Annotated in this window: 19 protein-coding genes and 1 pseudogene; 11 read left to right on the top strand and 9 right to left on the bottom strand. The window is 58.8% G+C overall.

Annotated elements, in window-relative coordinates; all coding sequences use genetic code 11:
• Both E1958_RS04400 and acnA read right to left on the bottom strand, forming a co-directional pair.
• Window positions 1-464 (bottom strand): transposase (locus E1958_RS04400; RefSeq protein ID WP_481752897.1); only part of this gene is annotated, 464 nt, incomplete at its 3' end.
• 811 nt (window positions 465-1,275) lie between these two features.
• Window positions 1,276-3,936 (bottom strand): aconitate hydratase AcnA, encoded by a 2,661-nt coding sequence (acnA, locus tag E1958_RS04395; RefSeq protein WP_133510777.1) that lies wholly within the window; start codon window positions 3,934-3,936, stop codon window positions 1,276-1,278.
• A 734-nt stretch (window positions 3,937-4,670) separates the two neighbouring features.
• Between acnA and E1958_RS04390 the strand changes: the two genes are divergently transcribed.
• The 3 genes and pseudogenes from E1958_RS04390 (at window position 4,671) to E1958_RS21610 (ending at window position 6,694) form a co-directional block, all read left to right on the top strand.
• Complete coding sequence (locus E1958_RS04390; RefSeq protein ID WP_207787606.1) at window positions 4,671-5,390, top strand: ComF family protein; 720 nt, start codon at window positions 4,671-4,673, stop codon at window positions 5,388-5,390.
• A gap of 532 nt (window positions 5,391-5,922) precedes the next feature.
• A pseudogene (locus E1958_RS04385) lies at window positions 5,923-6,561 on the top strand (integrase core domain-containing protein); the annotation flags it as partial.
• A gap of 1 nt (window position 6,562) precedes the next feature.
• The gene (locus E1958_RS21610) at window positions 6,563-6,694 is read left to right on the top strand and encodes a hypothetical protein (RefSeq protein WP_279512414.1); all 132 of its coding nucleotides are present in this window, start codon (window positions 6,563-6,565) and stop codon (window positions 6,692-6,694) included.
• Between the two features lie 455 nt (window positions 6,695-7,149).
• Here the strand turns inward: E1958_RS21610 and E1958_RS04375 are convergent, their stop codons facing one another.
• The 5 genes from E1958_RS04375 to E1958_RS04355 form a co-directional block, all read right to left on the bottom strand.
• Window positions 7,150-7,887 (bottom strand): SDR family oxidoreductase, encoded by a 738-nt coding sequence (locus E1958_RS04375; protein WP_133510775.1) that lies wholly within the window; start codon window positions 7,885-7,887, stop codon window positions 7,150-7,152.
• Window positions 7,884-9,215: an FAD-binding oxidoreductase gene (locus tag E1958_RS04370; protein ID WP_133510774.1), complete on the bottom strand. Its 1,332-nt coding sequence runs from the start codon at window positions 9,213-9,215 to the stop codon at window positions 7,884-7,886. The genes E1958_RS04375 and E1958_RS04370 overlap by 4 nt, the downstream gene beginning before the upstream one ends.
• Before the next feature lies 1 nt (window position 9,216).
• Window positions 9,217-10,647, bottom strand: coding sequence for a UbiA family prenyltransferase (locus E1958_RS04365; RefSeq protein ID WP_133510773.1), 1,431 nt, complete (start codon window positions 10,645-10,647; stop codon window positions 9,217-9,219).
• 36 nt (window positions 10,648-10,683) lie between these two features.
• Window positions 10,684-12,180: a hypothetical protein gene (locus E1958_RS04360; RefSeq protein ID WP_133510772.1), complete on the bottom strand. Its 1,497-nt coding sequence runs from the start codon at window positions 12,178-12,180 to the stop codon at window positions 10,684-10,686.
• 162 nt (window positions 12,181-12,342) lie between these two features.
• Window positions 12,343-13,512 (bottom strand): hypothetical protein, encoded by a 1,170-nt coding sequence (locus tag E1958_RS04355; RefSeq protein WP_133510771.1) that lies wholly within the window; start codon window positions 13,510-13,512, stop codon window positions 12,343-12,345.
• Between the two features lie 67 nt (window positions 13,513-13,579).
• On the opposite strand from E1958_RS04355, the gene E1958_RS20770 reads away from it, so the two are divergent.
• The 7 genes from E1958_RS20770 to rplI all read left to right on the top strand — a co-directional run bounded on the left by E1958_RS20770 (window position 13,580) and on the right by rplI (window position 18,198).
• Window positions 13,580-13,816 carry a hypothetical protein gene (locus E1958_RS20770; RefSeq protein WP_165741859.1) on the top strand — a complete coding sequence of 79 codons (237 nt, stop codon included), beginning with the start codon at window positions 13,580-13,582 and terminating at the stop codon, window positions 13,814-13,816.
• Between the two features lie 251 nt (window positions 13,817-14,067).
• Window positions 14,068-14,943, top strand: coding sequence for an inositol monophosphatase family protein (locus E1958_RS04350; protein ID WP_243448405.1), 876 nt, complete (start codon window positions 14,068-14,070; stop codon window positions 14,941-14,943).
• A 128-nt stretch (window positions 14,944-15,071) separates the two neighbouring features.
• Complete coding sequence (locus tag E1958_RS04345) at window positions 15,072-15,515, top strand: tetratricopeptide repeat protein (protein ID WP_133510770.1); 444 nt, start codon at window positions 15,072-15,074, stop codon at window positions 15,513-15,515.
• Window positions 15,516-15,819: 304 nt separating this feature from the next.
• Complete coding sequence (gene rpsF, locus E1958_RS04340) at window positions 15,820-16,257, top strand: 30S ribosomal protein S6 (protein WP_133510769.1); 438 nt, start codon at window positions 15,820-15,822, stop codon at window positions 16,255-16,257.
• Between the two features lie 15 nt (window positions 16,258-16,272).
• A complete protein-coding gene (rpsR, locus tag E1958_RS04335; protein ID WP_089725656.1) occupies window positions 16,273-16,497 on the top strand; it encodes a 30S ribosomal protein S18 in 225 nt (74 codons plus the stop codon).
• A 102-nt stretch (window positions 16,498-16,599) separates the two neighbouring features.
• Window positions 16,600-17,481, top strand: coding sequence for a hypothetical protein (locus E1958_RS04330; protein ID WP_207787743.1), 882 nt, complete (start codon window positions 16,600-16,602; stop codon window positions 17,479-17,481).
• Between the two features lie 267 nt (window positions 17,482-17,748).
• Window positions 17,749-18,198, top strand: a complete 450-nt coding sequence (rplI, locus tag E1958_RS04325) for a 50S ribosomal protein L9 (RefSeq protein ID WP_133510791.1) — start codon at window positions 17,749-17,751, stop codon at window positions 18,196-18,198.
• A gap of 678 nt (window positions 18,199-18,876) precedes the next feature.
• On the opposite strand, the gene E1958_RS04320 is transcribed toward rplI, so the two are convergent.
• Both E1958_RS04320 and E1958_RS04315 read right to left on the bottom strand, forming a co-directional pair.
• Complete coding sequence (locus E1958_RS04320; RefSeq protein ID WP_133510767.1) at window positions 18,877-19,299, bottom strand: secondary thiamine-phosphate synthase enzyme YjbQ; 423 nt, start codon at window positions 19,297-19,299, stop codon at window positions 18,877-18,879.
• A 326-nt stretch (window positions 19,300-19,625) separates the two neighbouring features.
• Window positions 19,626-20,378, bottom strand: coding sequence for an SDR family NAD(P)-dependent oxidoreductase (locus E1958_RS04315; protein WP_133510766.1), 753 nt, complete (start codon window positions 20,376-20,378; stop codon window positions 19,626-19,628).
• A 524-nt stretch (window positions 20,379-20,902) separates the two neighbouring features.
• Here E1958_RS04315 and recG point away from each other — a divergent pair.
• A complete protein-coding gene (gene recG, locus E1958_RS04310) occupies window positions 20,903-23,014 on the top strand; it encodes an ATP-dependent DNA helicase RecG (RefSeq protein WP_133510765.1) in 2,112 nt (703 codons plus the stop codon).
• The last annotated feature ends 104 nt before the right edge of the window (window positions 23,015-23,118 follow it).

Raw genomic sequence — 23,118 nt, 5'->3', positions numbered from 1 at the left:
GCATTGGCCCGGCGGGCGATGTGCTCGTTGAGCGTGCGCATGAACCAGGACAAATCGTGCAGCCGAGCCCGATAGACCTCGGCAAGTTCTTCGACCTCGGCAATCTCCGCCCGGGTCATCCCCGCCCGCGACTCCGAGAGATAACGCGTCACCAACAAGGGGCCGGTAAAGAGCCCCGTCCAGCGCCTCAGCACCTCATCGATTGACCACTCCAAGGCCCGTTCTCGGTCGATCCGCACCACGATGTGATAGTGGTTACTCATCACCGCGTAGGCAGCTACATCAATGGCGAATAAGCCAGCAAGCTGCTGAATACGCTCGACAATCCAACCGCGGCGGTGGTCGAAATTCATGCCCGAGGCATGATCCTCGCCACACAAGAAGGCACGGCGTACACAGCGGCATACACAGTGATACCAAGGGGTGTCTTCAAGGGAGACGAGAGCGGAGCGGGGAGCGGTCATGGTCGGACTCCTGGCTGAGAATATTGGGCTGAGAGGAATGCTAGCTTAGGAGGAGGGTCAAGTCAAACAAAATGGGTGTCCTTTTATACAACTTGTTGCCTCGGTCTCTTCCAACGAACAACTACGGCGAACTTCCATCTTGCGGGAAAAGGACCAGGTTCGATTTCTGAGGAAGCCGATCAACGGAGATTAATCGAGCCGAGCCCCTTATCGCTTCAAAATACCTGTCTTTACCCTATTATGCGTACATCAAGCGGTGCCCTTTTGGTTCAGGAAGAGGGTTACCAAACTCCTGGGCGGTATATAATCACACGGGACCTGACATCCCTTATTTGATCCGCAGATTACGCCGATTTCCGCAGATGAAGAATGAAATAATCTGTGAAAATCTGCGCAATCTGTGGATAAAAAGATGCCTTTTCCCATGCTCAATCCGGCCTGGACTGCTCCGCAGCCCGTAGGGTGGGCTGCGCCCACCGGATAGGCTGAACACCGCATGTCGGGCATTGTCTGCGTGCGGAACGCGCAGGCAGGCTCACCGTATCATGTGGTTCGCCGCCGGGAGCGCCGACATCCTGTCGGCAAGTGGGCACCACCCGGCAGGCCGGCGAGGTGCCCGACACGGAACACCGAGTATTGGGCAAAACCTCTGTCGGGCACGGGCCATTCGACGATGCGGTTCGGTCATCCCTGACGCTCACCGCATCCTACATCTCTATGGATCAAGCAGGCACGCACAATTGAACGTCGGGTTACGGCGCGTTCAATGGTGTTGGCATCCCTCATCATCGAAAGACGCGCCTAACCCGACCTACGCAGCGAGGCGGCGCAGGACATAGTGCAGGATGCCGCCGTTGCGGTAGTAGTCCGCCTCGTTCGGGGTGTCGATACGCACAATCGCGTGGAAGGTCTTCTCGCCGCCTTCGGCTGCGATGGCCCGTATGCTGACCGTTTTGGCGTTACCGCCGTCCAATCCTTCGATGTCGAAGATTTCGTACCCCGTAAGTCCGAGGGAGGTCGCAGTCTCTCCGGCCATGAACTGGAGCGGCAGCACCCCCATGCACACCAGGTTGGTACGGTGGATGCGCTCGTAGCTCTCGGCGATGACGGCCTTCACCCCCAACAGCCGCGGCCCCTTGGCCGCCCAGTCGCGGGAGGACCCGGAGCCGTACTCCTTGCCGGCGATGACGATGGCGGGCACGCCCTCGGCCTGGTAACGCATGGCCGCGTCATAGATGGATAGCTGCTCGCCGCTGGGCTGATGGAGGGTGACGCCGCCCTCGGTGCCCGGGGCCATCAGGTTGCGCAGGCGGATATTGGCGAAGGTACCGCGCATCATGACCTGGTGGTTGCCGCGCCGGCTGCCTAGGCTGTTGAAATCTTTCGGCGCTACACCCTGGTCGAGCAGATACTTGCCGGCGGGCGAATCGGGCTTGATGGCGCCGGCCGGGGAGATGTGGTCGGTGGTGATGGAATCCCCCAGCAGGGCCAGACACCGGGCCCCCCGGATATCAGGCACCCTTCCCACGGAGAGGCTCATTCCCTCGAAATAGGGCGGTTTCCGAATGTAGGTGGAGTCGGGCCAATCGTAGGTCTGGCCGGTGGCGGCCCCCAGGGATTGCCAGCGTTCGTCCCCGGCGAAGACATCCGCGTAAGCGGCCTTGAACTCGTCCGCCGTGACATGGTCGGCGATGGCCTGCCTGATCTCGTCCTGGGTCGGCCAGAGGTCTTTGAGATAGACAGGGTTTCCGTCCCGGTCCTCGGCCAGCGGTTGCCGGTAGGGGTCGATGTCGATGCGCCCGGCGATGGCATAGGCCACCACCAGCGGCGGGGAGGCCAGGTAGTTCATGCGCACCTCGGCATGGACCCGACCCTCGAAGTTGCGGTTTCCCGACAAGATGGATACCGCGCACAGGTCCTTCTCGGCAATGGCCTTGGAGACCGGTTCGGGCAGGGGACCCGTATTACCGATACAGACGGTGCAGCCGTAGCCCACGTTGTGGAAGCCGAGCTGCTTCAGGGGCTCGGTCAGCCCGGCGCGTTCCAGATAACGGGTCACCGCCAGAGAGCCGGGGCCCAACGAGGTCTTGACCCAGGGTGCGGCCTTGAGACCACGCGCGGCCGCCTGCTTTGCCACCAGACCGGCAGCGAGCATGACCGACGGGTTGGAGGTATTGGTGCAGGAGGTGATGGCGGCGACCACGATGGAGCCGTCGGAGAGCGCCACCTCCTGACCCTTGACCACCGTTTTGGCCGGTCCCTGATCAGGGATATTGCGTTCCTGCTTGAGATCGGCCAGGGCCGCGGGAAAATGCGTCGCCAGGTCGGTGAGCGGCACCCGGTCCTGGGGGCGCTTGGGACCGGCCAGGGAAGTCACCACGGTGCCCAGATCCAGTGCCAGGGTCTCGGAATAGTCCGCCGCGGGGGCGTCGGCCGTATGCAACACCCCCTGGACTTTGGCATAGGCCTCCACCAAGGCCACCTGTTCCTCGCTGCGCCCGGTGAGACGCAGGTAGTCCAGGGTTTCCCGGTCAATGGGGAAGAGCCCGCAGGTCGCGCCGTACTCGGGGCCCATATTGGCGATGGTCGCACGCTCGCCCATGGGGAGGGAACCGATGGCGGGACCGTAGAATTCCACGAACTTGCCCACCACCCCGTGGCGGCGCAGCAGATCGACGATGGTCAGGACCAGATCGGTCGCGGTCACGCCTTCCTTGAGCTCCCCGGTGAGCTTGCAGCCCACCACCTTGGGGACCAGCATGGAGACCGGCTGACCCAGCATGGAGGCCTCCGCCTCGATGCCCCCCACGCCCCAACCGAGCACGCCGATCCCATTGACCATGGTAGTGTGGGAGTCGGTGCCTACGCAGGTATCGAAGTAGGCCTGGGTGGTGCCGGCAACGGGGTTCGGAAACACCACCCGCGCCAGATACTCCACATTGACCTGATGCACGATGCCGGTATCCGGGGGCACCACCTTGAAGCCGTCCAGGGCCTTCTGCCCCCACTTCAGGAACTGGTAACGCTCCTGATTGCGTTGGAACTCGAGCTCGGCATTCTTGGCAAAGGCGTCGTCCGAACCGAAGTAGTCCACCTGCACCGAGTGGTCGATGACCAACTCGGCGGGCTGCAGGGGGTTGATCCGCTTGGGATCTCCGCCGAGTGCCTGCATGGCGTCGCGCATGGCGGCGAGATCGACCACCGCCGGCACACCGGTAAAATCCTGCATCAGTACTCGGGCCGGACGATACTGGATCTCATGGGAGGGCTCGGCCTGGGGGTCCCAGCTTGCCAGGGCCTCGATATCCTCGCGCCGAACGGTTACGCCGTCCTCGTTGCGCAATAGGTTCTCGAGCAGAATCTTCATGGAGTAAGGGAGGCGTTCGCTCCCCGCTACCGCAGCGAGACGAAAGATCTCGTAATCCTTCTCCCCAACCTTGAGCCGGGACCTGGCCTGAAAGCTGTTGTGCATCGATAGACTCCACCGTTGCGCGTGCATGACCGAAATGAAACCTAAAGCATCTTAACCTGAATCTCTATCCTTGATATCGCAGATTACGCAGATTTTTGCGGTGCGATTAGGTTGAGCAAAGGTCCGTCACCTCGGCGCCTTCGCTCTAATCGAGGCGGTTCGCGCGGGGAGTGCAGGCACCGGCCGGCAAGCCCGTAGCCCGTAGGTCGGGTAAGGCCAGGGATGGCCGCCACCCGACACGCCGGCCATCCGGTGTCGGGTGACGGCGCGCCAATCACCGCGGCCAATGCAGCTTTGCGCTCGTTCCCACGCTGGAGAGACTGTGAAAGTATTACCGAATTCTCAGAGTGGGAGGGACAGGGGGACACAATTTCCAAAATTAGGCAGCATATCTTGCTCCTATACCCACTTTGCGCAGAATTTAGCGTGAAATGAGAAAATTTCATCCCACCAACATCAGAATAAAGCGAATACTTTCATACCCTCTGGAGCGTGAGAGCCAGAGACGGCTTTCCACGCCGGTGCGGTGAGACAGGTCGATATATAGGGAGTCCGTATCTGGGTAGGAGTTGAGTTTCATGGCTATCAGGTCCCGGATGATTGAATAGAGTCGAAGATGAGGCCATTCTTGTGTGCCGGAGAGGTCGTGAAGTTACTGAGAGCCCCGTGAGTATACGCCGACAACCACATTGCCCTCCGAGTTGTGACCGGCCGAGTTGTGACCGGGGCTTCGATTGACTCATCCCGGGTTCTGGAAAACTAGGGAACGGCTCCTGAGGGGACTCTATCCACCGACCTGTGTGCTCTGCGGCGCCCAGGGAGAGGGTGAGCTGGATCTGTGCGCCCCGTGTCTGGCGGATCTGCCCAGAAACCGGGATTGCTGCCGCCGTTGCGCGCTGCCCTTGCCCGCCGAGCGGCCGTCGGGCGCTCTGTGTGGTGAGTGTCAACGCCGCTTGCCGCCCTACGCCGTCTGTCACGCCGCCTTCCGTTACGAGGGGCCCCTGCCTATCCTGGTGGGTGGGGCCAAGTTCCGGGCTCGTCTGAATCTGGCCCGGCTGCTTGGGCAATGTCTGGCGAATGCTCTGGGCGAGTGTGGCGCCGAGCTGCCGGAGCTGATTGTGCCGGTGCCGTTACACGCGAAGCGATTGCGTGAGCGGGGTTACAACCAGGCCCTCGAGCTTGCCCGCACCCTGGGTCGCGTGTTTTCGATCCCGGTGGATGTCCATAGCTGCGTGCGGGTTTCGGCTACGCCACCCCAGGCCGGATTGGCGCGGAAGGAGCGGCAGCCTAATGTACGTGGGGCATTCCGTATCCTGCACCCGCCGGGCGTCGAACGGGTAGCGATTCTGGACGACGTGGTCACCACCGGGAGCACTGTCTCGGAGCTGACCAGGGTGCTGCTGAAGGCCGGCGTCAAGCGTGTGGACGTCTGGGCAGTGGCACGTACGCCCTGATCTCCGCCGAGTGGTCCCGGAGTGGGAGCTATTTTTTGCCTAATCGGGTAGTAGCAAATTTTTAAGTGGTTAGCGTAGTACCCAGTTTCGGTCTATTTTTCCTGTACGATGCGGCCAGCCCTGTGGGCACCTCATTGTGCCTGTCAATCCCGTACCAGAAAGATAGACTGAAGCTAGGTAGTAGAGCGGTTCATTAACCACTCCCCACTTCTTGTTTGATCCCCTCTCACCGACCCTCTTTTAGAGGGAGAGGGGGTGCAGCTCGTGGCGTACCCAACACACTGCTATTGGCTATGTTTCCATTTAAACCTTAACTGTCAGGTCCCGGATGATTACATAGGGAGTAAAATTGGGTCATTGTTGCGTGCCCGAGAGGTCATGGAGTTGCTTGTAGCCACGTCTGTAGCGGAGAACGCACCATGAATATCCACTTGCATGCCAATGCGACCACCACCCCGAAGACCCGCCAATACATTCAGGTATCCAAGACCCTGCTACCCCAGGAGGACGGTGCGCAGACACCCCCCCCCACAAAACCTTCAAGGACTACGCCCCCGGCTTTGTGCACGTCGATGTCAAGTACCTGCCCCAAATGCCAGACCAAGACCAGCGCACGGACCTGTTCGCCGCCATTGATCGGGCCACGCGTTGGGTCTACGTCGAAATCCTCAAGGACAAGTCGGCAACCACCGCCAGCGGTTTCCTGAAGCGCCTGATCGACACCGCTCCGCTCAAAATCACCACGCTCCTAACCGACAACGGCAAGGAATTTACCGACCGCTTTTGTGCCACCGGCCAGCGCCAGCCCACCGGCGCCCACGCTGTTGATCGGGTGTGTGCCGACAACCACATCGAACATCGCCTGATCAAGCCCAGAACCCCGCAGACTAACGGCATGATCGAGCGCTTCAATGGCCGTATCGCTGACGTGCTGCGCACCACCCGCTTCGATTCATCCGCGCACTTGGCCGAGACCCTCAAACGCTACGTCCAGGTCTATAATCAACACCTTCCCCAAAAGGCTTTGGGCCACATCCCGCCCCTTCAAGCCATGAAAAACTGGTATCAAAAACAGCCTAATCTGTTCAAAAAATGTGTCTATAATCTGGCGGGACTTGACATTCGGCTGGGACCACTTCCTGGTACGCGGCTTCAAGAAGGTCCGCGGTGAGATGAGCCTGATGATTCTTGGCTACAACCTCCTGCGGGTGGTCAACTGGCTCGGGGTCGGCGCATTGAGGGATTACTGCGTCCGGCGAAAACAGGTCGGGAATAGCCAGGTCCTCGCACACCTGGCCGCATGAAGAATAACACACTGTTTTTATTAGCTATTTATGGGCTTGCCCACCACAAATCCAGGAGCCGGCACTCAGCGGCTAGACACCGCCGATTTAGCGCCTGGGCACCGCTTTCCGGGCTTCCGAGGTGCTGCAACCCAAGCCCGCAAGCACGGGCGATTTCTTTCACAGTCTCTCCAGCGTGGGAGCAAACTTGTCCCGACGGAGGAGGGATCTTGACGCTCCAGCGTCATGAAACCTTGGCCGCTGGAGCGGCCACAACGGCATTCCCACGCTGGAGCGTGGGAACGAGCCAAAGCCCCCTAGGCCGCGGTCCACGCGGCGCAGGCCCGCGTCCGTCCCGGTGTCTGTGGTCTCCACATAGACGGGGATTCCGTCCGCCAGCTCAAACTCCAGCAGCTCTCTATCGCTCATGCCGTAGCCTGCTCAGTCCGCCCGATGATGGCCGCATTGTATCGGAATCACAATTTCATGCGCTTGAAGAACCTTTCCGGGATCGACCGGATGAGTGCCATAACCGGCCGCCAGAATGCGGGGGCATAGCTGACATCGATACCTTTGGCGATAGAAGAAACTATTCGATCAGCGATCTGTTCGGGTGTGGCCCAGAGGGCGCCTTTCTCGAACGCGCTGGTCATGGGTGTATCGACAAAACCCGGCTTGATGGTAATGACCTTGACGCCGGATTGATGTAGCCGATTCCGCAGCCCTTGCAGGAAGATGGTCACGGCACCCTTCGCGGAACCATAGACATAATTGCTTTGTCTGCCGCGATCTCCGGCTACCGAGGTGATCACGACAATGGTTCCTTGCCTGCTCGCCTCGAAGTAGTCGGCCAGATAGGTCACCAGCGAGATGGTGCTCAGGGCATTGATCTCGAACGCCGCCCGGGTCGCGGCGAAGGATCCCTCGCAGGTCCTCTGGTCCGGCAGGGTCCCGTGGGCGATGAGTACCAGGTCGAGGCCATCGAGTGCCTCGATGGCCGTCTCGATGATCGCCTGGTACCGGTCGTAATCGAGCACATCGAGCGCCTGCACCCGGACCCTTGATGCGCCGCGGATTCTCAGGTCATCGGCAATCATCGGGAGTCTGTCCGCATTGCGTGCGACCAGGAACAGGGCGTCTCCCGCTGCGGAAAAGCGCCTTGCGGTTGCCTGCGCGATGGCGGATGTGGCCCCGATGATGAGTGTCTTTCTCATGACTGCACCGTCACGCGCCGCCAGAAACCGGACGAAATGCGTGGATCCAGATAGGTCTCCATGGTCTTCCAATGGGGATAGGCAGTTTGGAAATCTTCCGGGCGCATCCGGGCGTCCTTGGAAGGGTTCAGGCGTCCGCCAACCCCTCTGGTGACCGCATCCAGCTGGTCCAGCAGGCGCAGGGTCTTTTCGCCATGATTGGGGAAATCCAGGGCCAGGGTTGCGCCCGGCATGGGGAATGACAAGAGTCCCGGTGACGGCTGGTCGCCGAACAGCTTGAGCACGGCGAGAAAAGAACCGATACCGGCCTTGGCGATGCGCTCCAGGATTTCTCGGATGGCGTCTTCCATCCGGTCGGTGGGCACGGCACATTGATACTGCAGGAATCCTTTGGAGCCATAGACTCGGTTCCAGTCCTGGATGGTATCCAGGGGATAGAAGAAGGGCTCGTAATGCACCACATCCCGCATGCGGTCCGACGCTTGCCGATGGTAATAGAGGCGGTTGAACAGCTTGAACGTCAGGCCGTTGATCAGGCTGAACGGGGGGTCGATCGGGAATCTCAGCTGCCGGGTCGGTGGTCGCGGGGGCTTCCCGGTAATGGACTCGGCGTGGTTCCCGCGGATGAACAGGCCCCGACCGAGCTGCGTCCCGGTTGCCGAACAGTCGATCCAGGCCGCGGTGTACACGTAGTCTCGGTTAGACTCCCAGGCCAGCGCGAAGAACTCATCTAGGTTGCCGTAGCGAATGATCTCCCGCTCCAGGTACGGATTGCGGATGTCCTTCAGTTGTTTCAGTTGGAGCTCGGCCCAGGTAATGACCCCCGTCAGGCCCAGCCCGGCAATGGTCGCCTCGTAGAAGGCCGGGTTGTCATTCGGTGCGCAAATGAGTCGCTCACCATCTGAGCGCAAGAGCTCGAAGCAGCGGATGTGGCGACCCAGGGTACCGGCCTGGTGGTGGTTCTTGCCATGGACATCGTTTGCGATGGCACCGCCGACCGTCACGAAGCGGGTGCCCGGCGTGACCGGTAGCAGCCAACCTTTCGGTACCGTCAAGCGCAGAATGTCCGCTAACAGAACGCCGGCCTCGCAGCGCAGGATGCCGGTATCGGTATCGAATCGAATGAAGCGATCCAGCTGCCGGCAATCCAACAGGATACCCCCGTCGTTCAGGCACACATCGCCATAGCTCCTGCCGTTCCCGAACGGCAGGCAGGTCCTATCCCCGATCCTATCCAGCGGTAAGGGGGCATCACGCCAATAGAGCTTGCATGCCGCTTGATCGGCTTTGGGATAGCGTCCCCAGGATTGATAGCGCTTGGCTGCCATGTCATACCGCCAGCCACAGCAGAATCGCGCCGATTCCCACCAGCCATTGGCTGTACCGATCCCGGATTACAAACACCACGGGATCCTCGTCCAACTCGCCACGACGTGCCAGCAACCAGATCCTGGTCATCAGGTACAAGAGCAGCGGACACAGTAGCCAGATAACCTCCGGGTGCGTGTAGAGATCCCGCATCGCTTCGCTGTTTATATAGAAGGCAAGCACCAGCACGGCACTGTAGGCACTGGTGCTGCCGAACTGGGATAGGGTCTCCCGATCGGTGGTCCGGTAACCCCGTCCGAATGCAGCGATTCCCTCCTGTTGCTGCATTGTCAAGAGCTCGGTGAAGCGTTTGACCAATGCCAAACTCAAGAATAGGAACATGGAGAAGGCCAACAACCAAAACGAGAGCATGACCGACACCGCGGCGGCACCGGCGATGATGCGAATGACGTAGAGCCCGGCCAGCACCATCACATCCACCAGGGCGACACCTTTAAGCCATAGCGAGTAGGTCAGGGTGATGAGGTAATAAAACGCCAGCATACCCATGAACTCGATGGGCAGAAAAAGCGCGAGGCCAAATGCGCCGATCAGCAGTCCGGGGATCAGCATCATCCCATAGACGATCGAGATGGTACCTGCGGCAAAGGGGCGATGCCGCTTGGTCGGGTGTCGACGATCATCCGGCAGATCCAGCAGGTCATTGAGCAGGTAGACGCTGGATGCACACAACCCGAACGCCAGGAAGGCCAGCAGCGCCTGCCCCACCAAGACCAAATCACCGAACCGGTGGGCCAACAATAGGGGGACGAAAACCAGGAGATTCTTCAACCACTGGTGTATCCGTAGTGCTTTGAGGTAGTGCTTGAGCGGGTTCCCGGTACGATCCTCAAAGACCCGCGTGACCTTGCCCCGGCGCTCTACCGCCGCTTTCACCCCCGGTTCGGGATTGACCAGCAAGGCCTCACCGGCCTGTTCCCACACCGGGAGGTCGACCATGGCATTGGCCGCGTAGTCGAAGCCACCGTCACCGGAGAGGTCCTGCAAACGCTCGAGCTTGCGCCTTCCGGATAGATTGACGGTGGCGTTACTGGCCACAATCCGGTGAAAGATACCCAGATGCAGCGCAATGGCCTCGGCAAATCGCTCATTAGCGGCGGTAACCAGGATAAGCCTGCGTCCGTCGGCATATGCTTGCTTCAGGTAAGCGAGGAAATCACCCTGATACGGCAGCAAACCGGCATCGATATCGACCCGCGCCGCGATCTCATGCTTCAGGTGTGCTCTGCCCTTCAGCAGCCATAGGGGAAGCAGAAACACGAACAAGACATTGCGCTTCAGCAGCGCGAAAATGGATTCCACCAGGAGATCCGTGCGGATCAGGGTTCCATCCAGGTCCACACCCAGCGGTCGTGATGCGGTGCCGTTCATGCTTGTATCGTCCTTGCGCTCCACCCTGACATAGTGTCAAGTCCCTCCGGATTTTTCCAACCGTAGGAAAGTTCTGTTTTCATCTCGAATATAGTGCTGAGCGTGAAGTTTAGCCGATTCAAGGCAAGCACTACCGAGACCCTCGAACAAAACGGCAGTGTATTTTTTCAAATGTTCGTCACAGTCCGCTTCAAATTCCGCCGGTGACATGATAACGAACTTGGTGCTCACATAACCACCGAAAGCGGGGTTGAGTTTTTCATTGGCTACAAAGAGAAAAACCTCTTCTTGGCGCAAGAGATACTCCACCGCATTCCAAAAGTTAACGCGGCTTTTTTGACTTAACGAGTCCCCTGTCGCTATTTGGTAGAAAAACACGGCTATTAGAATTATACGAAAAACAGATGTGACAGGCAGCGACACCCATTGTCTGTTCTCCAACGCCTGCATCAGGCTAGCCACTAGGGTAGCAAGAGACAGAAACACTATCAATGCTGTTGGAAGCTGATAGTAATCGTGTGCTGCATGTATGCCGGAGAAAACCAGCCACCCGGAAAAAAAAGCAAGGGCTCCTGAAATCAGGACCATAACGGCACGGGCACTTCGATCTAAAATCAGAAATAACGCTGCGACTATCCCAAAGAGCATAAGAAAATAGGGAGGTTGCCATCCATCAAATCGACTCTTAATCACAAGCCAAAATCCCTTACTAAGACGTAGATCCGGAGAACCAAAATACCACTGCCAAAGATGACCGGCCTCGGACCCGACCTCAGACATAAGCCAGCCTCGATAAACTTCCGTAAATAAAGCTATTGTAAGAGCACCTATTAGAAAGATAACAAGGGGTAACAATTCTTTCCAAAGCTTGATGCCGAAAACGAGCTTATCGTGAATGATTGATGACAGGATATAGCACGCAGAGAACACAATAAAAATAAAAGGTATGGGTGACTTCACTATAGAAGCGAGAGCTACGAAAGGTAACGCCGCAGCATATGCTTTCCAATTTCGATTTCCACTAACTAGGAAAGTCGTTGCCAACATGGAAGATGCTATCGCTAGATTATCCGGAAGGGGAACGGAAAAATAATGTAAAAAAAGCGGTGACGTTGCAAATAAGGCCACAAAAATCAAGCCCCCGAAGCGGTAGCTAATAGTTGTAGCCGCGCGATAGCCGAAAAATGCAGTGATCGTCCAAAGAACTAAGTTGACATAGCGTGTGGTTACCAATGGATCTTTGTCCAACAGGCGAGAAAGCATAGCAATCGTATACTCGTAAACCGGCAAATCAAATACCGCTCGTTCGCCCCAAGGAGGTCGAGCTGAAAACAGATCAAATAACTCAAAGTCTTTTAATTCTAAAATTCCTAGTATGTAGCCATAAACGTCCGCCTGCCTGAACGTATGATTACCGTTAATCCCTATATACGCTGATTCGATAATTGAGATTCCTGCAATAAGGCACAAAATGCCTATTGCAACATACTCCCAGACCTTCATCACTTCACGCTGCTTCTCAGATACAAGCATTTCTCTTGTAGCCCTTGAACTAAGCACTATGGTAGTGGTAAATTTTTAAATGATAGAGTGCTTGATAGTCCCAAAAGACCTAAACCCGTCGAGCTGCACAGCGGTCTGACCTACCCTCTACCAGTCAGTCCTCCGGCAAAGCCGCAGGCTTACCTCACTGAGTTATCCAGGCTCAACCAATTTCTCAAGAAGTAGCTGGTGAGCCGGAAACGGTCTCTCCAGCTCTGCTCCTCCAAAGGGGGCCAAACATGAGAAGACCAAGAGAAAGGATAATACCGTCGCCGGCACATGGATCCTCTTCAACGCGGATAAATAGACCATCAATAAAAGCGAAACGTTGGCAGACATTCCGATCCATCGGTAAAAATCGTACCCAGAAAATACAGCGAATATTGGAAATACGCTTACGAGGAATACCGCTAGTCTAAGGAGAAGACTCGATTCTCGCAAGTAGAGAGAAACTAGCATCGCAAGGGATAAAGCATAGACTAGAGGGATGGCTATGTAACGGGCAGCCTCCAGCAACGATCGTACCACATGTTCTCCGCTTCGCGTATAGCTTTGGATAGGGCGGGACAGTTCACTATAACCACCCCATAGAGAACGCTTATAAGCTGTGTTAGGGAGCCTTTTCTCCATCACTTCTTCATATGAAGCTTTTGGAATCTCCTGAGTGTCAATCTTGCCGAAGAATAAGACACTTGCGATGACGATAATGACTGGCAAGGACAGAAGTACAGCATGTGCAACTTTCCTTTGCGTGATTTGCCATTGAGGTTCGGAGCGGTAGGTGTGAAGAAAAAATATCGCCGGCAAGAAAAAAATGAAAAGCTCATGCATCAGCACCCCGACACAGGAAAAGATCGTCAGCCAGACATCCCGTTTTACAAACAGAATCAAGATAGCCATGATGATAAGAAGTTGAAAGTCCTGCGTCCCCGTAATATAGCCGCTTTGTAGAATGAATGCCGGCGAGAGAAACACCACGGCATATCCGACAAGGTTATCGAAAGGCACTGCCCTTAGGCAGAAGTAGAGAATAAGAGCAGTAAATAAGAATATCTTCAATGCATAAGTGACGTATGCAAACACGTACTCATTGGAAGTAATTTTGTTCAACCCGATCTCAGTAAGTAGGGTACCGAATAACGCGCGTTTTTTGAATCCAAAATCGAAATAGCTGATATAATAATGCCACAGTCTTCCGAAGGACTGAACTCCTAACTCGGTGAAAACCCATCGATTTAAGAAGATGAAAGAGATGAAAAACGCCGTACAAGCTATAGCCACGATTACGGCGCGGCGGTTCCTATCGTCAGTCAGCCAAATCATTCGTAAGGTGCCCCCTATGGATAATATCGATTCTGAGTGATGTGGTGATTATACAGGTGATGGTTGTTTGCAGGGCAATGCCATTAAGTTAGATGTCAAGTCCCGCCAGATTGCGGCAGTGGCTCAGTTTGAAAAATTTATGCTTGGCCGCTCACTTTCCGGCCCATTTAACGCCACGACGCAATGGCGCCAAGACGCAAAGTTTCTTTGTTCTTTCTTTGCGTCTTGGCGTCCTTGCGTTTTTTCGCAATTTCCGATTTTTCGCGAACTGAGCCACTACCCAGATTGCAGACTCGGTTTTTGAACAGGTTTGGCTGTTTATGTGACCGGTTCTCATGGTCTGAAGGGGTGAAATGTGGCCTAATGCTTTGTGCGGGATGTGCTGACTATAAACTGCCTCCCCGCTCCGTGCTCGTCTCCCTTGGGGGTAGTGGTAAATTGTTAACTGGTAGGGGGTAGGTTGGGCCGCTGTGCGGCTCCGCGGGCTGAAGTCTTTTTGGACTATCAACCACCCTATCAGTTAGAAATTTACCACTACCCCTTTGGGGACCCCCCTTGATACCACTGGGTATGCCGGTGTGTGCCACGCCTTATGCCCTGCATCGAGAAAAACTCATGAGTCCTGAGCTGGGTCGTCTTTGTTCCCTGCTGCGCTCTGTCGCCGAGGCGGAGATCATGCCCCGCTTCCGGCATGCCGCCACCCGTTCCAAGGCCGATGGCAGCCTGGTCACCGAGGCGGATCTGGCAACCCAGCAGCGGGTCTGCGACGAGCTGGGCCGCATCTGGCCCGAGATACCGGTGCTCGGAGAGGAGATGACCCCGGCGACGCAGCAGCGGCTGATCGCTAATGCCGACGTCGGCGTATGGTGCCTGGACCCCCTGGACGGCACCAGCAATTACGCCTATGGGTTTCCCTACTTCTGCATCTCCCTCGCCTTGTTGCGAGGGGGCGAGCCGGTCCTGGGGTGCATCGTCGATCCGGTGCACGACGAGTGTTTCTGCGCCGAGCGCGGCCGCGGGGCCTTTTGCGACGGCGAGCCACTGCGCCTGCCATCGGGACGGACCGAGCTGCGCGAGTGTCTGGCGATCGTCGACCTCAAACGCCTGCCCAAGGAGGATCTGCCCAGTATGGGGGGACAGTCGCCCTTCTGTTCGCAGCGCAACCTGGGATCTATCGCCCTGGATTGGTGCTGGCTGGCGGCCGGGCGCATCCAGCTCTATCTCCACGGGGGGCAGAAGCTGTGGGACTATGCCGCGGGTCGGCTGATTGCCTCCGAGGCGGGGGCCATGTCGCGCCTCTTTGCTCGTAGTGGGGGACCAGCGGCCGAAGGCTTGTCGTTGGAGCCACGCATGGCCATCGCGGCGGAGAACGGGGCCCTGTTCGAGCGCTTGCTCGAATGGTGGTCGGGGCTGCCGCACGGGGACGGCTGAGCGCGGCTTCTCAGGGACGGCCGGCCGCTTTGATTTCGAACCCCCGGCCTCATGTTAGAGGCGCGGGCAGGCTTGTGGACCCGAACGCTACGGCTGGTGTCTATTCCAACAACATCGATCCAATTGCCATGAATAACGAGCTGACAGAATTCGACATGGCGCTCGGAAGCGGTATCGCTGCCTTCGAGTCCAGGCAGTTCTCCATTGCCGCCGGTCTGCTCTCCCCACTGGCGGAGGCAGGCAATCCCCAGGCCCAATACCGCATGGCCATCATGGCCCAAAACGGCCTGGGCATGCATGAGAACCACCCCCTGGCCTTCAAGTACATGCAGGCCGCCGCCGAGGCGGGCTTGGACATCGCCCAGCACGGACTCGGCTTCATGTACCTGGAGGGCGAGTGCACGGAAAAGGATGCGGCGCAGGCGGTGCACTGGTTCACGAAGGCCGCCGAGCAGGGCCTCGCGGGCTCCCAGACGACCCTGGCGAAGATGTACGAAGAGGGTCGCGGTGTGGAAAAGGATCAAACAATGGCCGACAAATGGTACCGAGTGGCCGGCTTTGAAGGACGGTGATCGGAACCGGAATGGAATGTGCGTTCGCCCTGGACTGGCCGGCCTTGCGGTTTTGATCACCTCCGGGTCTCCTGTATACTCATACGCTTACCCACAGGGTATCTTGAAGAATCCTCTCCACGGGTTTTCTTAAAGTGCCGGGCGAAAGTCCGCTTTTGGCCGGCGGCGTGTTCAAGCCGGTGCCGCGATTGAGCCAATTGAGCCAATTGAGCCAATTGAGCAGGGGAGGCATCCTTGCCCCGAAGTGGGAGACTCCTTGCCTCACCGCAATGGCGGGAGGCTGATCAAGCCGAAAGGAGCTGTCATGCGACATTATGAAGTGGTTTTTCTGGTGCATCCCGGTCAGAGCGAGCAGGTGCCCGCCATGATCGAGCGTTACCGGGAAAATCTCGAGAAACGCGGCGGTGTCATCCATCGCCTGGAAGACTGGGGACGGCGCCAGCTCGCCTATCCGATCAACAAGGTCCACAAGGCCCATTATGTGCTGATGAACCTCGAGTGCGATCGGGAGGCATTAGACGAGCTCGAGCATGCGTTCCGATTCAATGACTCGGTACTGCGTAATCTGATCGTTCGCCGCAACCGGGCCGTTACCGGGGCATCGCCCCTGGCCAAGTCGGCGGAGGGGCGGGAGCCGTCCGAGGGTTCTTCCGGCAAGGAGCCGAGCGCCCATACCGCCGGGATGGAAGATGAGGACCCCATAAGTAGGGTAGAAGACCCCATGAGTAGGGTAGAGGACTAAGCGTCGGAGGCCTTCATGTCGCGTTTTTTTCGCCGCAAGCGTTATTGCCACTTTACCGCCGAGGGCATCACCGAGATCGATTACAAGGACCTGCATTTACTCAAGTCTTATGTGAGCGAATCCGGTAAGGTCGTTCCCAGTCGCATAACCGGCACCTCGGCCAAGTATCAACGCCAACTGACCCAGGCCATCAAGCGGGCGCGCTACCTGGCCCTGCTACCTTACACCGACGGTCACTGACCGGGTTATGTAAGCAGGTGCCGGGCCGGTTCCGCCCGGTTTCCGGCGTCCAATCCACACCTAAGCAGGCGATATCCGGTGCAGTCGCTGGCGAGCTTTACTATGCGTGGCCGCTCCCAGGCCACGTTGGTCGCGGCGGCGTCCGCTATGCTGTCGCTTATCGTACCCCTGGTGGGATTGATCAGCTCGGCGGTCATTGCGCTGGTAACCCTGCGCAAGGGCGCCGAAGAGGGCTTGGTCGTGGGCGCCTTTGCCGGGTTTGCCGGTGGATTGTTGGCATTTGCCGCCCTGGGGAGTCCGTGGCCGGCCGTCGGTTTCGTGCTGATCCTGTGGCTGCCGGTCTGGGTGTTGGGCCTGGTGCTGCGTCAGGCCCGATCATTGACGCTGACGGTCCAGGTGGCCGCCTTGTTCGGCTTGCTGGTGGTGGCGGGAATTCGTCTGCTCGCGGCGGACCCGGCTGCCGATTGGATGGAACTCCTGGAACCGGTGCGCCGGAGTTTGGTGGAGAGCAGCGTTATCGATGCTGCCGTGAGCGAACAGCTGGTAGCCCGGGCCGCCCGCTGGATGACGGGGGCGTTCGCCGCAACCTTCTACCTCCAACTCCTGCTGGCTCTGTTCATGGGGCGCTGGTGGCAGGCGTTGCTCTACAATCCGGGTGGCTTCGGTGCCGAGTTCCGCGCCTTGCGGGTACGCTCCGGCGTAGCTTATCCGGCGCTGGGGCTGGCAGTCGTGGTTCTCCTGCTGGACGAGGCCATGTGGGCGACCGAGCTCTTGTTGCTGTTGGCGCCCCTATTCTTCCTGCAGGGGGTGGCGATCGTGCATAGCCTCGTCCACACCTATTCCACGCATCGCGGGTGGCTGATCGGATTCTACGGGTTGCTGTTGCTGGCCACGCCTTACGCCGAGATTCTGGTCGCGGGGTTCGGTTTCCTGGATAGCTGGGTCGATCTGCGGACCCGAGTGGCGGCGCGAAAAAAGGGCTAGGACTCTGATGTATCCCATATTATTGCGATCTAAAACAATAAGTTGTCGCTTGGCTCGTTCCCACGCTCCAGCGTGGGAACGCAAGTGTGGCCGCTCCAGCGGTCAAGATCCCTCCTCCATCGGGACAAGGTTTCGACGCTGGAGCGTCTGGACTTGCTCCCGAGAAGCTGGTTTGTGGGGATACTTCAGGCTAAGACTAACTAGTCTATCGGGATTCCGGGTTGGCCGGGATGTTCCGTGTTGCTGAAATCGCTAGGGGGTACCCAAGTGGACGTTATCCTGTTGAAGAAGGTCGGGCATCTGGGCGATCTGGGAGAGAAGGTCTCGGTGCGTGCCGGTTACGGACGCAACTATCTGATTCCCTCCGGCTTTGCAGTGCCGGCGACTGCGGCCAACCTGGAGGCATTCGAAGCGCGGCGGGCCGAACTGGAGCGGGCGGCCGTGGAGAGCCTGGTCGCGGCCGAGTCCCGCCGCGAGAAGCTCGAGGGCCTGACCGTGACGGTAGCCCGTAAGGCCGGCGACGAGGGTAAACTATTCGGCTCCGTGGGTACCCAGGACATTGCCGCGGCAGTGCAAGCGATGGGGATAACCCTGGAGCGTCAGGAGGTTCGCCTGCCCGAAGGACCGTTCCGTGCCACCGGCGACTACGAGGTGGTGCTTCATCTCCATGCGGATGTGGATGCCACCATCAGGCTCCGGATCATCCCCGAGAAGTGACCCCGTAACCCCTCAGTCCCCTTTCCGGCTTCTGACCTGGGAATGGAAAATCGAGGGAGTCATGCCCGTCAAGCTCAATGCCGCTAAGTTAGGTGCCGCCCGCTTGCAGTGGTAGGTCGGTAGGCGTATGCCCCGGCGCCGAGCTATACAAACGAGTCTGAACACGCCCTTGCCCGACAATCGAGACGTAAGAGAAAACTACGAATCGCGCGAATCGGCGCGAATCGATCTGCGAGGATTCGGGTGATTCGTGGTTTCTCCTCTTGTTTGCCGACCGGTAACGCTTAACTGTTGGGTCCCAACGTTATGCATTGAAAGAGTTAGAGATCGATGGAAGTAAAAGAAGCGGTCAAAATTGCCAAGGCTTACACTTGAGGAATAAGTAACAGTCCGGTCCCCCAAACAGCGCTGTCCGGCATTATTTGGTGCTGCCCGAGAAGGCGTCGTGTTGCGTTACGCCGCGTTCGACGCCGTGCCCCCCGAAGCGTTTTCTCGTGCGGCTAACGCAACCTACACGCAAAGCGAGGTCCGCGCGGGGATAATATGGGTGTAGGTTGCGTTAAGACGCCGGCACTGGCGTTACAGCAGATCAACGAGCCTTGGTGCGTCGCAACGCAACACGTCAAACCCTGTCCCGACGCAGGAGGGATCTTTTCCCTCCGGACAACGCCAAATCATTCAGGATCGCACCCCGCTGACGGTTACCGTCACCCGGCGGCGCTGGGCATGGATGCGGTGCTCATAGAGATAGATTCCCTGCCAAGTCCCGAGGGCGCAGCGCCCCTCGCTTACCGGCAAGGTAAGGTCCATCTTGGTGAGGATGGCGCGTATGTGGGCCGGCATGTCGTCCGGTCCCTCTTGGGTGTGGTCGAACAATGGATCTCCGTCCGGGACCAGGCGGGTCATGAAGGCCTCCAAGTCGTCTCGGACCGTGGAATCGGCGTTTTCGCACAGGATCAGCGATGCGCTGGTGTGGTGCACGAAGACATGGCAAATGCCTGTCGCCAGACCACTTTCGCGCACGGTCTTCTCCACGTCTCTGGTAATGTCATAGGTACCTCGCCCTCGGGTGGTGATGGTAAGGCGCTGCTGGGCGATCATGCGTGGTTTTCCTCCGGTCGTGCGGTTCGGCACGCTGGGGCCGCCTGTCCGAATGAGGGATCTAATACTGAGGTATCCCCACAAAATAGCTTTTTAAATCAATAAGTTAACGGAACAGCCGGGGTGTAGGTATGGGTCAGGCCATGCCTTGAGGCGTAAGTGACTGATTCCAAGGTTGATTTTGTGGGGATACATCAGGATCTAACATAGATTTTGCACTCGATTAAGGTGAATAGTGAACCTATCTATGTCATAGATCCTCCGCATCGCGTTCCACACGGCGCCCCTCCTTCCGCTCCCGCATGGGGTCTCCGCCGTCCGCCCGCTCAGTAGGTGGCGCGGCCTCCGGTAGCGTCGAAGGTGAATGCGGTCGTGAAGCCGGCTTCCGGCGAAGCGGTGTAGGCGGCCAGCGCGGCGATCTCCTCAATCTCACCAGTGCGCTTCATGGGGATCCTGTCAGTCATGTACTTTACCTGCTCCGGCGGCAGCTCGTCGACCATTTGCGTGCGCACGACGGCCGGCGCCAGGGCGTTCACGGTGATTCCCGTCTCCGCATACTCCTTGCCCATCACCTTGGTCAATCCGATCACCGCGGCCTTGGAGGTGGAGTAGGCCAGCATCCCGGCGTTGCCCTCCTTGCCGGAGATGGAGGCGATGTTGACAATGCGCCCGTAATTGGCCTGGAGCATGACCGGCAGGACGGCCCGGCAGCACAGGAACATCCCGGTGACGTTGATTTCCATTACGTGGCGGAAATCTCCCACGTCCACTTCGTGGGTCTTGCGATTAGTCAGGCCCGCGACGCCCGCGGCGGTGACCAGCACGTCGATGCGCCCGAACTTCTCCCGCACCTCCGCCACTGCGGCGTTGACGGGGGTCTCGTCAGTCACGTCCACCGGCACGGCATGGGCGGAAATATCCGCGCCTTCGAGCTCGCCTATGGCCTGCCGCAACCGCTCGGCCTTAATATCGAAGAGCACCACGCGGGCGCCCTCGCTGCCCAGGCGCCGGGCGATGCCCAGGCCGATGCCCTGGGCGCCGCCGGTGACGATCGCCACCTGATTCTCGAACCGATTCATGTGCTCCTAGGGCGTGTTGAGATTTAATTTAAGGAGTAAACCCTGACCTCCGGGTTTGCCTCTTAATGGTACAGGATTCACAGGATTTCCAAGATTAACAAAATACTATAATCGATTGTTCAGAAAAATAATCTGGAAATCCTGTTAATCTCGTCCTATTAGAAGATCCCTCGCTACGCTCGGGATGACAGCGGTTGATTTTACCAGAAGATTTCTGTGAAACAGTGTACTAGGGGGCGTTCTCAATTAACAGATTTTCTCTCGTTCCCACGCGCCGCGTGGGAACGCAGAAGCTCCGCGCCGCGGAGTGTCTCGGAAACTCGTAGCCGCTGCTGCATGGACCTGATGTGCTTGATTTTCATGAGGATTCAGCTCAATTGAAAACGCCCACTAGGGTGTGTTGACATTTAGAAGGTCCGCACAGCGGACCCTACAGTCAATCAAGTCGTTAGGGTAGGGTCCGCTGTGCGGACCGCTTAGGTGCTGTGGACATTTAATATATGAAAACAGTCGGTTAGCGTTAAATGTCAACAGGACCTAGTAAGACTCAAGCCTTGAACCAAGTACCTGTGGAGGAACTCCACGGCGTGGGTCCGAAGGTCGCGGAACAGCTCGCCAGGATCGGTATCACCTCGGTCCGGGACCTGCTGTTCCATTTACCGCTGCGCTATCAGGACCGTAGCCGGGTGGTGCCGATCGCCGACCTGGAACCCGGCACCGAGGTTTTGGTGGAAGGGGAGATCAGGGATGTGGGCATCGGTTATGGTCGCCGCCGCTCCCTCAAGGTCTGGCTTGCGGACGCCTCGGAACAAGGGGGGATTCTGTTGCGCTTTTTTCACTTCTCCGGCAAGCAGGCCGCTGCTCTGAAGCCGGGGACCAAGTTACGTTGCTTTGGGGAGGTCCGCCGCGGTCCCCAGTCCTTGGAGATGGTGCACCCGGAATACCGGCACTATGGCCGCGCTGAACCGCCGCCCCTGGAAGATACCCTGACCCCTATCTATCCGACTACCGAGGGGTTGCAGCAATCCTCCTGGCGTTTGCTCACGGATCAGGCGTTGGCGCTGTTGGAGCAGGACGACGCTATGCTGGAGGAATGGCTGCCGCGGGAGGTCCTGGAGCGCTTCCGGTTTCCAACCCTGGCGGCGGCCTTGTGTCTTCTCCACCGACCACCGGCCGCGACCTCGGCGGCGGCCTTGCGCGATCGCCGTCATCCCGCCCTGCGCCGATTGGTGTTCGACGAACTGGTGGCCCACCAGCTCGGCCTGCGTCGTCTCAGGTACCGGCAACAGCGCATCCGGGCCCCGGTACTCAGCGGAGACCGGCGCCTACGCGCACAACTGCTGGCAGGATTGCCCTTCGAGCTGACCGCCGCCCAGCACCGGGTGACGGAGGAGATTGCGAGGGATCTGCAGCGCCCGCACCCCATGCTGCGCTTGCTGCAGGGGGATGTAGGCTCGGGCAAGACAGTGGTCGCGGCCTTGGCCTCCCTGCAGGCCGTTGAATCCGGCCGCCAGGTTGCCTTGATGGCGCCCACTGAGCTCTTGTCCGAACAGCACTTGCGCAACCTGCGTGGTTGGCTAGAGCCCCTGGGGCTGGACCCCCTGTGGCTGACCGGTCGCCACAAGGGTCGGGAGCGGGCGGAATTGGTGGCACGCATCGCGGGGGAGGGGGCCCCGGTGACGGTAGGCACCCACGCCCTGTTCCAGGACGATGTCCGGTTTCGAGACCTGGGACTGGTCATCGTCGACGAGCAGCACCGGTTCGGTGTGCACCAGCGCATGAAGCTGAAGGAGAAAGGGGCCCGGGCGGCGCAGGCACCCCACCAGCTCATCATGACCGCCACCCCCATCCCTCGTTCCCTGGCCATGACCCTGTACGCCGACCTCGATCTCTCGGTGATCGACGAGCTGCCGCCGGACCGCACTCCGGTGACCACCGTTGCCGTCCCCGACGGCCGCCGTCAGGAGGTGATCGAGCGGGTACGGGACGCCTGTATCCAGGGGCGTCAGGCCTACTGGGTCTGCACCCTCATCGATGAGTCCGAGGCCCTGCAGTGCCGGGCCGCCGAGGACACCGCCGAGGCCCTCGCCGCGTCCCTGCCCGAACTGCGCGTGGGCCTGGTCCACGGTCGCTTGAAGGCCACCGAGCGCGAGCCCGTGATGGCGGGTTTTGCCGCCGGTGAGCTGGACCTGCTGGTAGCGACGACCCTAATCGAAGTCGGGGTGGACGTCCCCAACGCCAGCCTGATGATTATCGAGAATCCGGAGCGTCTCGGTCTCGCCCAGCTCCACCAGCTTCGGGGCCGGGTAGGGCGCGGATCGGTCCGGAGCCATTGCGTGCTGCTCTACCATGCCCCCCTGTCCCCACAGGCGCGGGCACGGTTGGCGATCCTGCGCGAGAGCAGCGACGGCTTCGAGATCGCCCGCAAGGACCTGAAGCTGCGTGGCCCTGGGGAGGTCCTAGGGACCAGGCAGACCGGGGGTGTGCAGTTTCGGATCGCCGATCCCACCGGCGACGAGCGTCTGCTTCCCGCGGCCCGGCAGACCGCGGATCTTATCCTCGATCGATATCCAGGGCATGTGCGTCCACTCATCGAACGCTGGCTTGGGGAACGGGTGGAATATGGAAGGGTGTAGCAATCCCGAATGATTTGGCGCTGTTTGGGACGCCGCGTTCGACACCGTGTCTGTCCGGGTGCAGGAGGGATCTTTTCCCCCAGACAACGCCCAATAATTCAGGA

The sequence above is a fragment of the Candidatus Thiosymbion oneisti genome (genome assembly GCF_004359955.1).
GTDB lineage: Bacteria > Pseudomonadota > Gammaproteobacteria > Chromatiales > Chromatiaceae > Thiosymbion > Thiosymbion oneisti.
Note: the sequence above shows the minus strand (reverse complement) of the source record. Positions and strands in the feature narration are given on the sequence as shown.

Bases quoted from the DNA above. Each gene is read 5' to 3' on its own strand.
- acnA (WP_133510777.1), bottom strand. From the start codon at position 3,936: ATGCACAACAGCTTTCAGGCCAGGTCCCGGCTCAAGGTTGGGGAGAAG.
- E1958_RS21610 (WP_279512414.1), top strand. From the start codon at position 6,563: ATGAGCCTGATGATTCTTGGCTACAACCTCCTGCGGGTGGTCAACTGG.
- E1958_RS04375 (WP_133510775.1), bottom strand. From the start codon at position 7,887: ATGAGAAAGACACTCATCATCGGGGCCACATCCGCCATCGCGCAGGCA.
- E1958_RS04370 (WP_133510774.1), bottom strand. From the start codon at position 9,215: ATGGCAGCCAAGCGCTATCAATCCTGGGGACGCTATCCCAAAGCCGAT.
- E1958_RS04365 (WP_133510773.1), bottom strand. From the start codon at position 10,647: ATGAACGGCACCGCATCACGACCGCTGGGTGTGGACCTGGATGGAACC.
- E1958_RS04360 (WP_133510772.1), bottom strand. From the start codon at position 12,180: ATGCTTGTATCTGAGAAGCAGCGTGAAGTGATGAAGGTCTGGGAGTAT.
- E1958_RS04355 (WP_133510771.1), bottom strand. From the start codon at position 13,512: ATGATTTGGCTGACTGACGATAGGAACCGCCGCGCCGTAATCGTGGCT.
- E1958_RS04345 (WP_133510770.1), top strand. From the start codon at position 15,072: ATGAATAACGAGCTGACAGAATTCGACATGGCGCTCGGAAGCGGTATC.
- rpsF (WP_133510769.1), top strand. From the start codon at position 15,820: ATGCGACATTATGAAGTGGTTTTTCTGGTGCATCCCGGTCAGAGCGAG.
- rpsR (WP_089725656.1), top strand. From the start codon at position 16,273: ATGTCGCGTTTTTTTCGCCGCAAGCGTTATTGCCACTTTACCGCCGAG.
- E1958_RS04330 (WP_207787743.1), top strand. From the start codon at position 16,600: ATGCGTGGCCGCTCCCAGGCCACGTTGGTCGCGGCGGCGTCCGCTATG.
- E1958_RS04320 (WP_133510767.1), bottom strand. From the start codon at position 19,299: ATGATCGCCCAGCAGCGCCTTACCATCACCACCCGAGGGCGAGGTACC.
- E1958_RS04315 (WP_133510766.1), bottom strand. From the start codon at position 20,378: ATGAATCGGTTCGAGAATCAGGTGGCGATCGTCACCGGCGGCGCCCAG.
- recG (WP_133510765.1), top strand. From the start codon at position 20,903: ATGTCAACAGGACCTAGTAAGACTCAAGCCTTGAACCAAGTACCTGTG.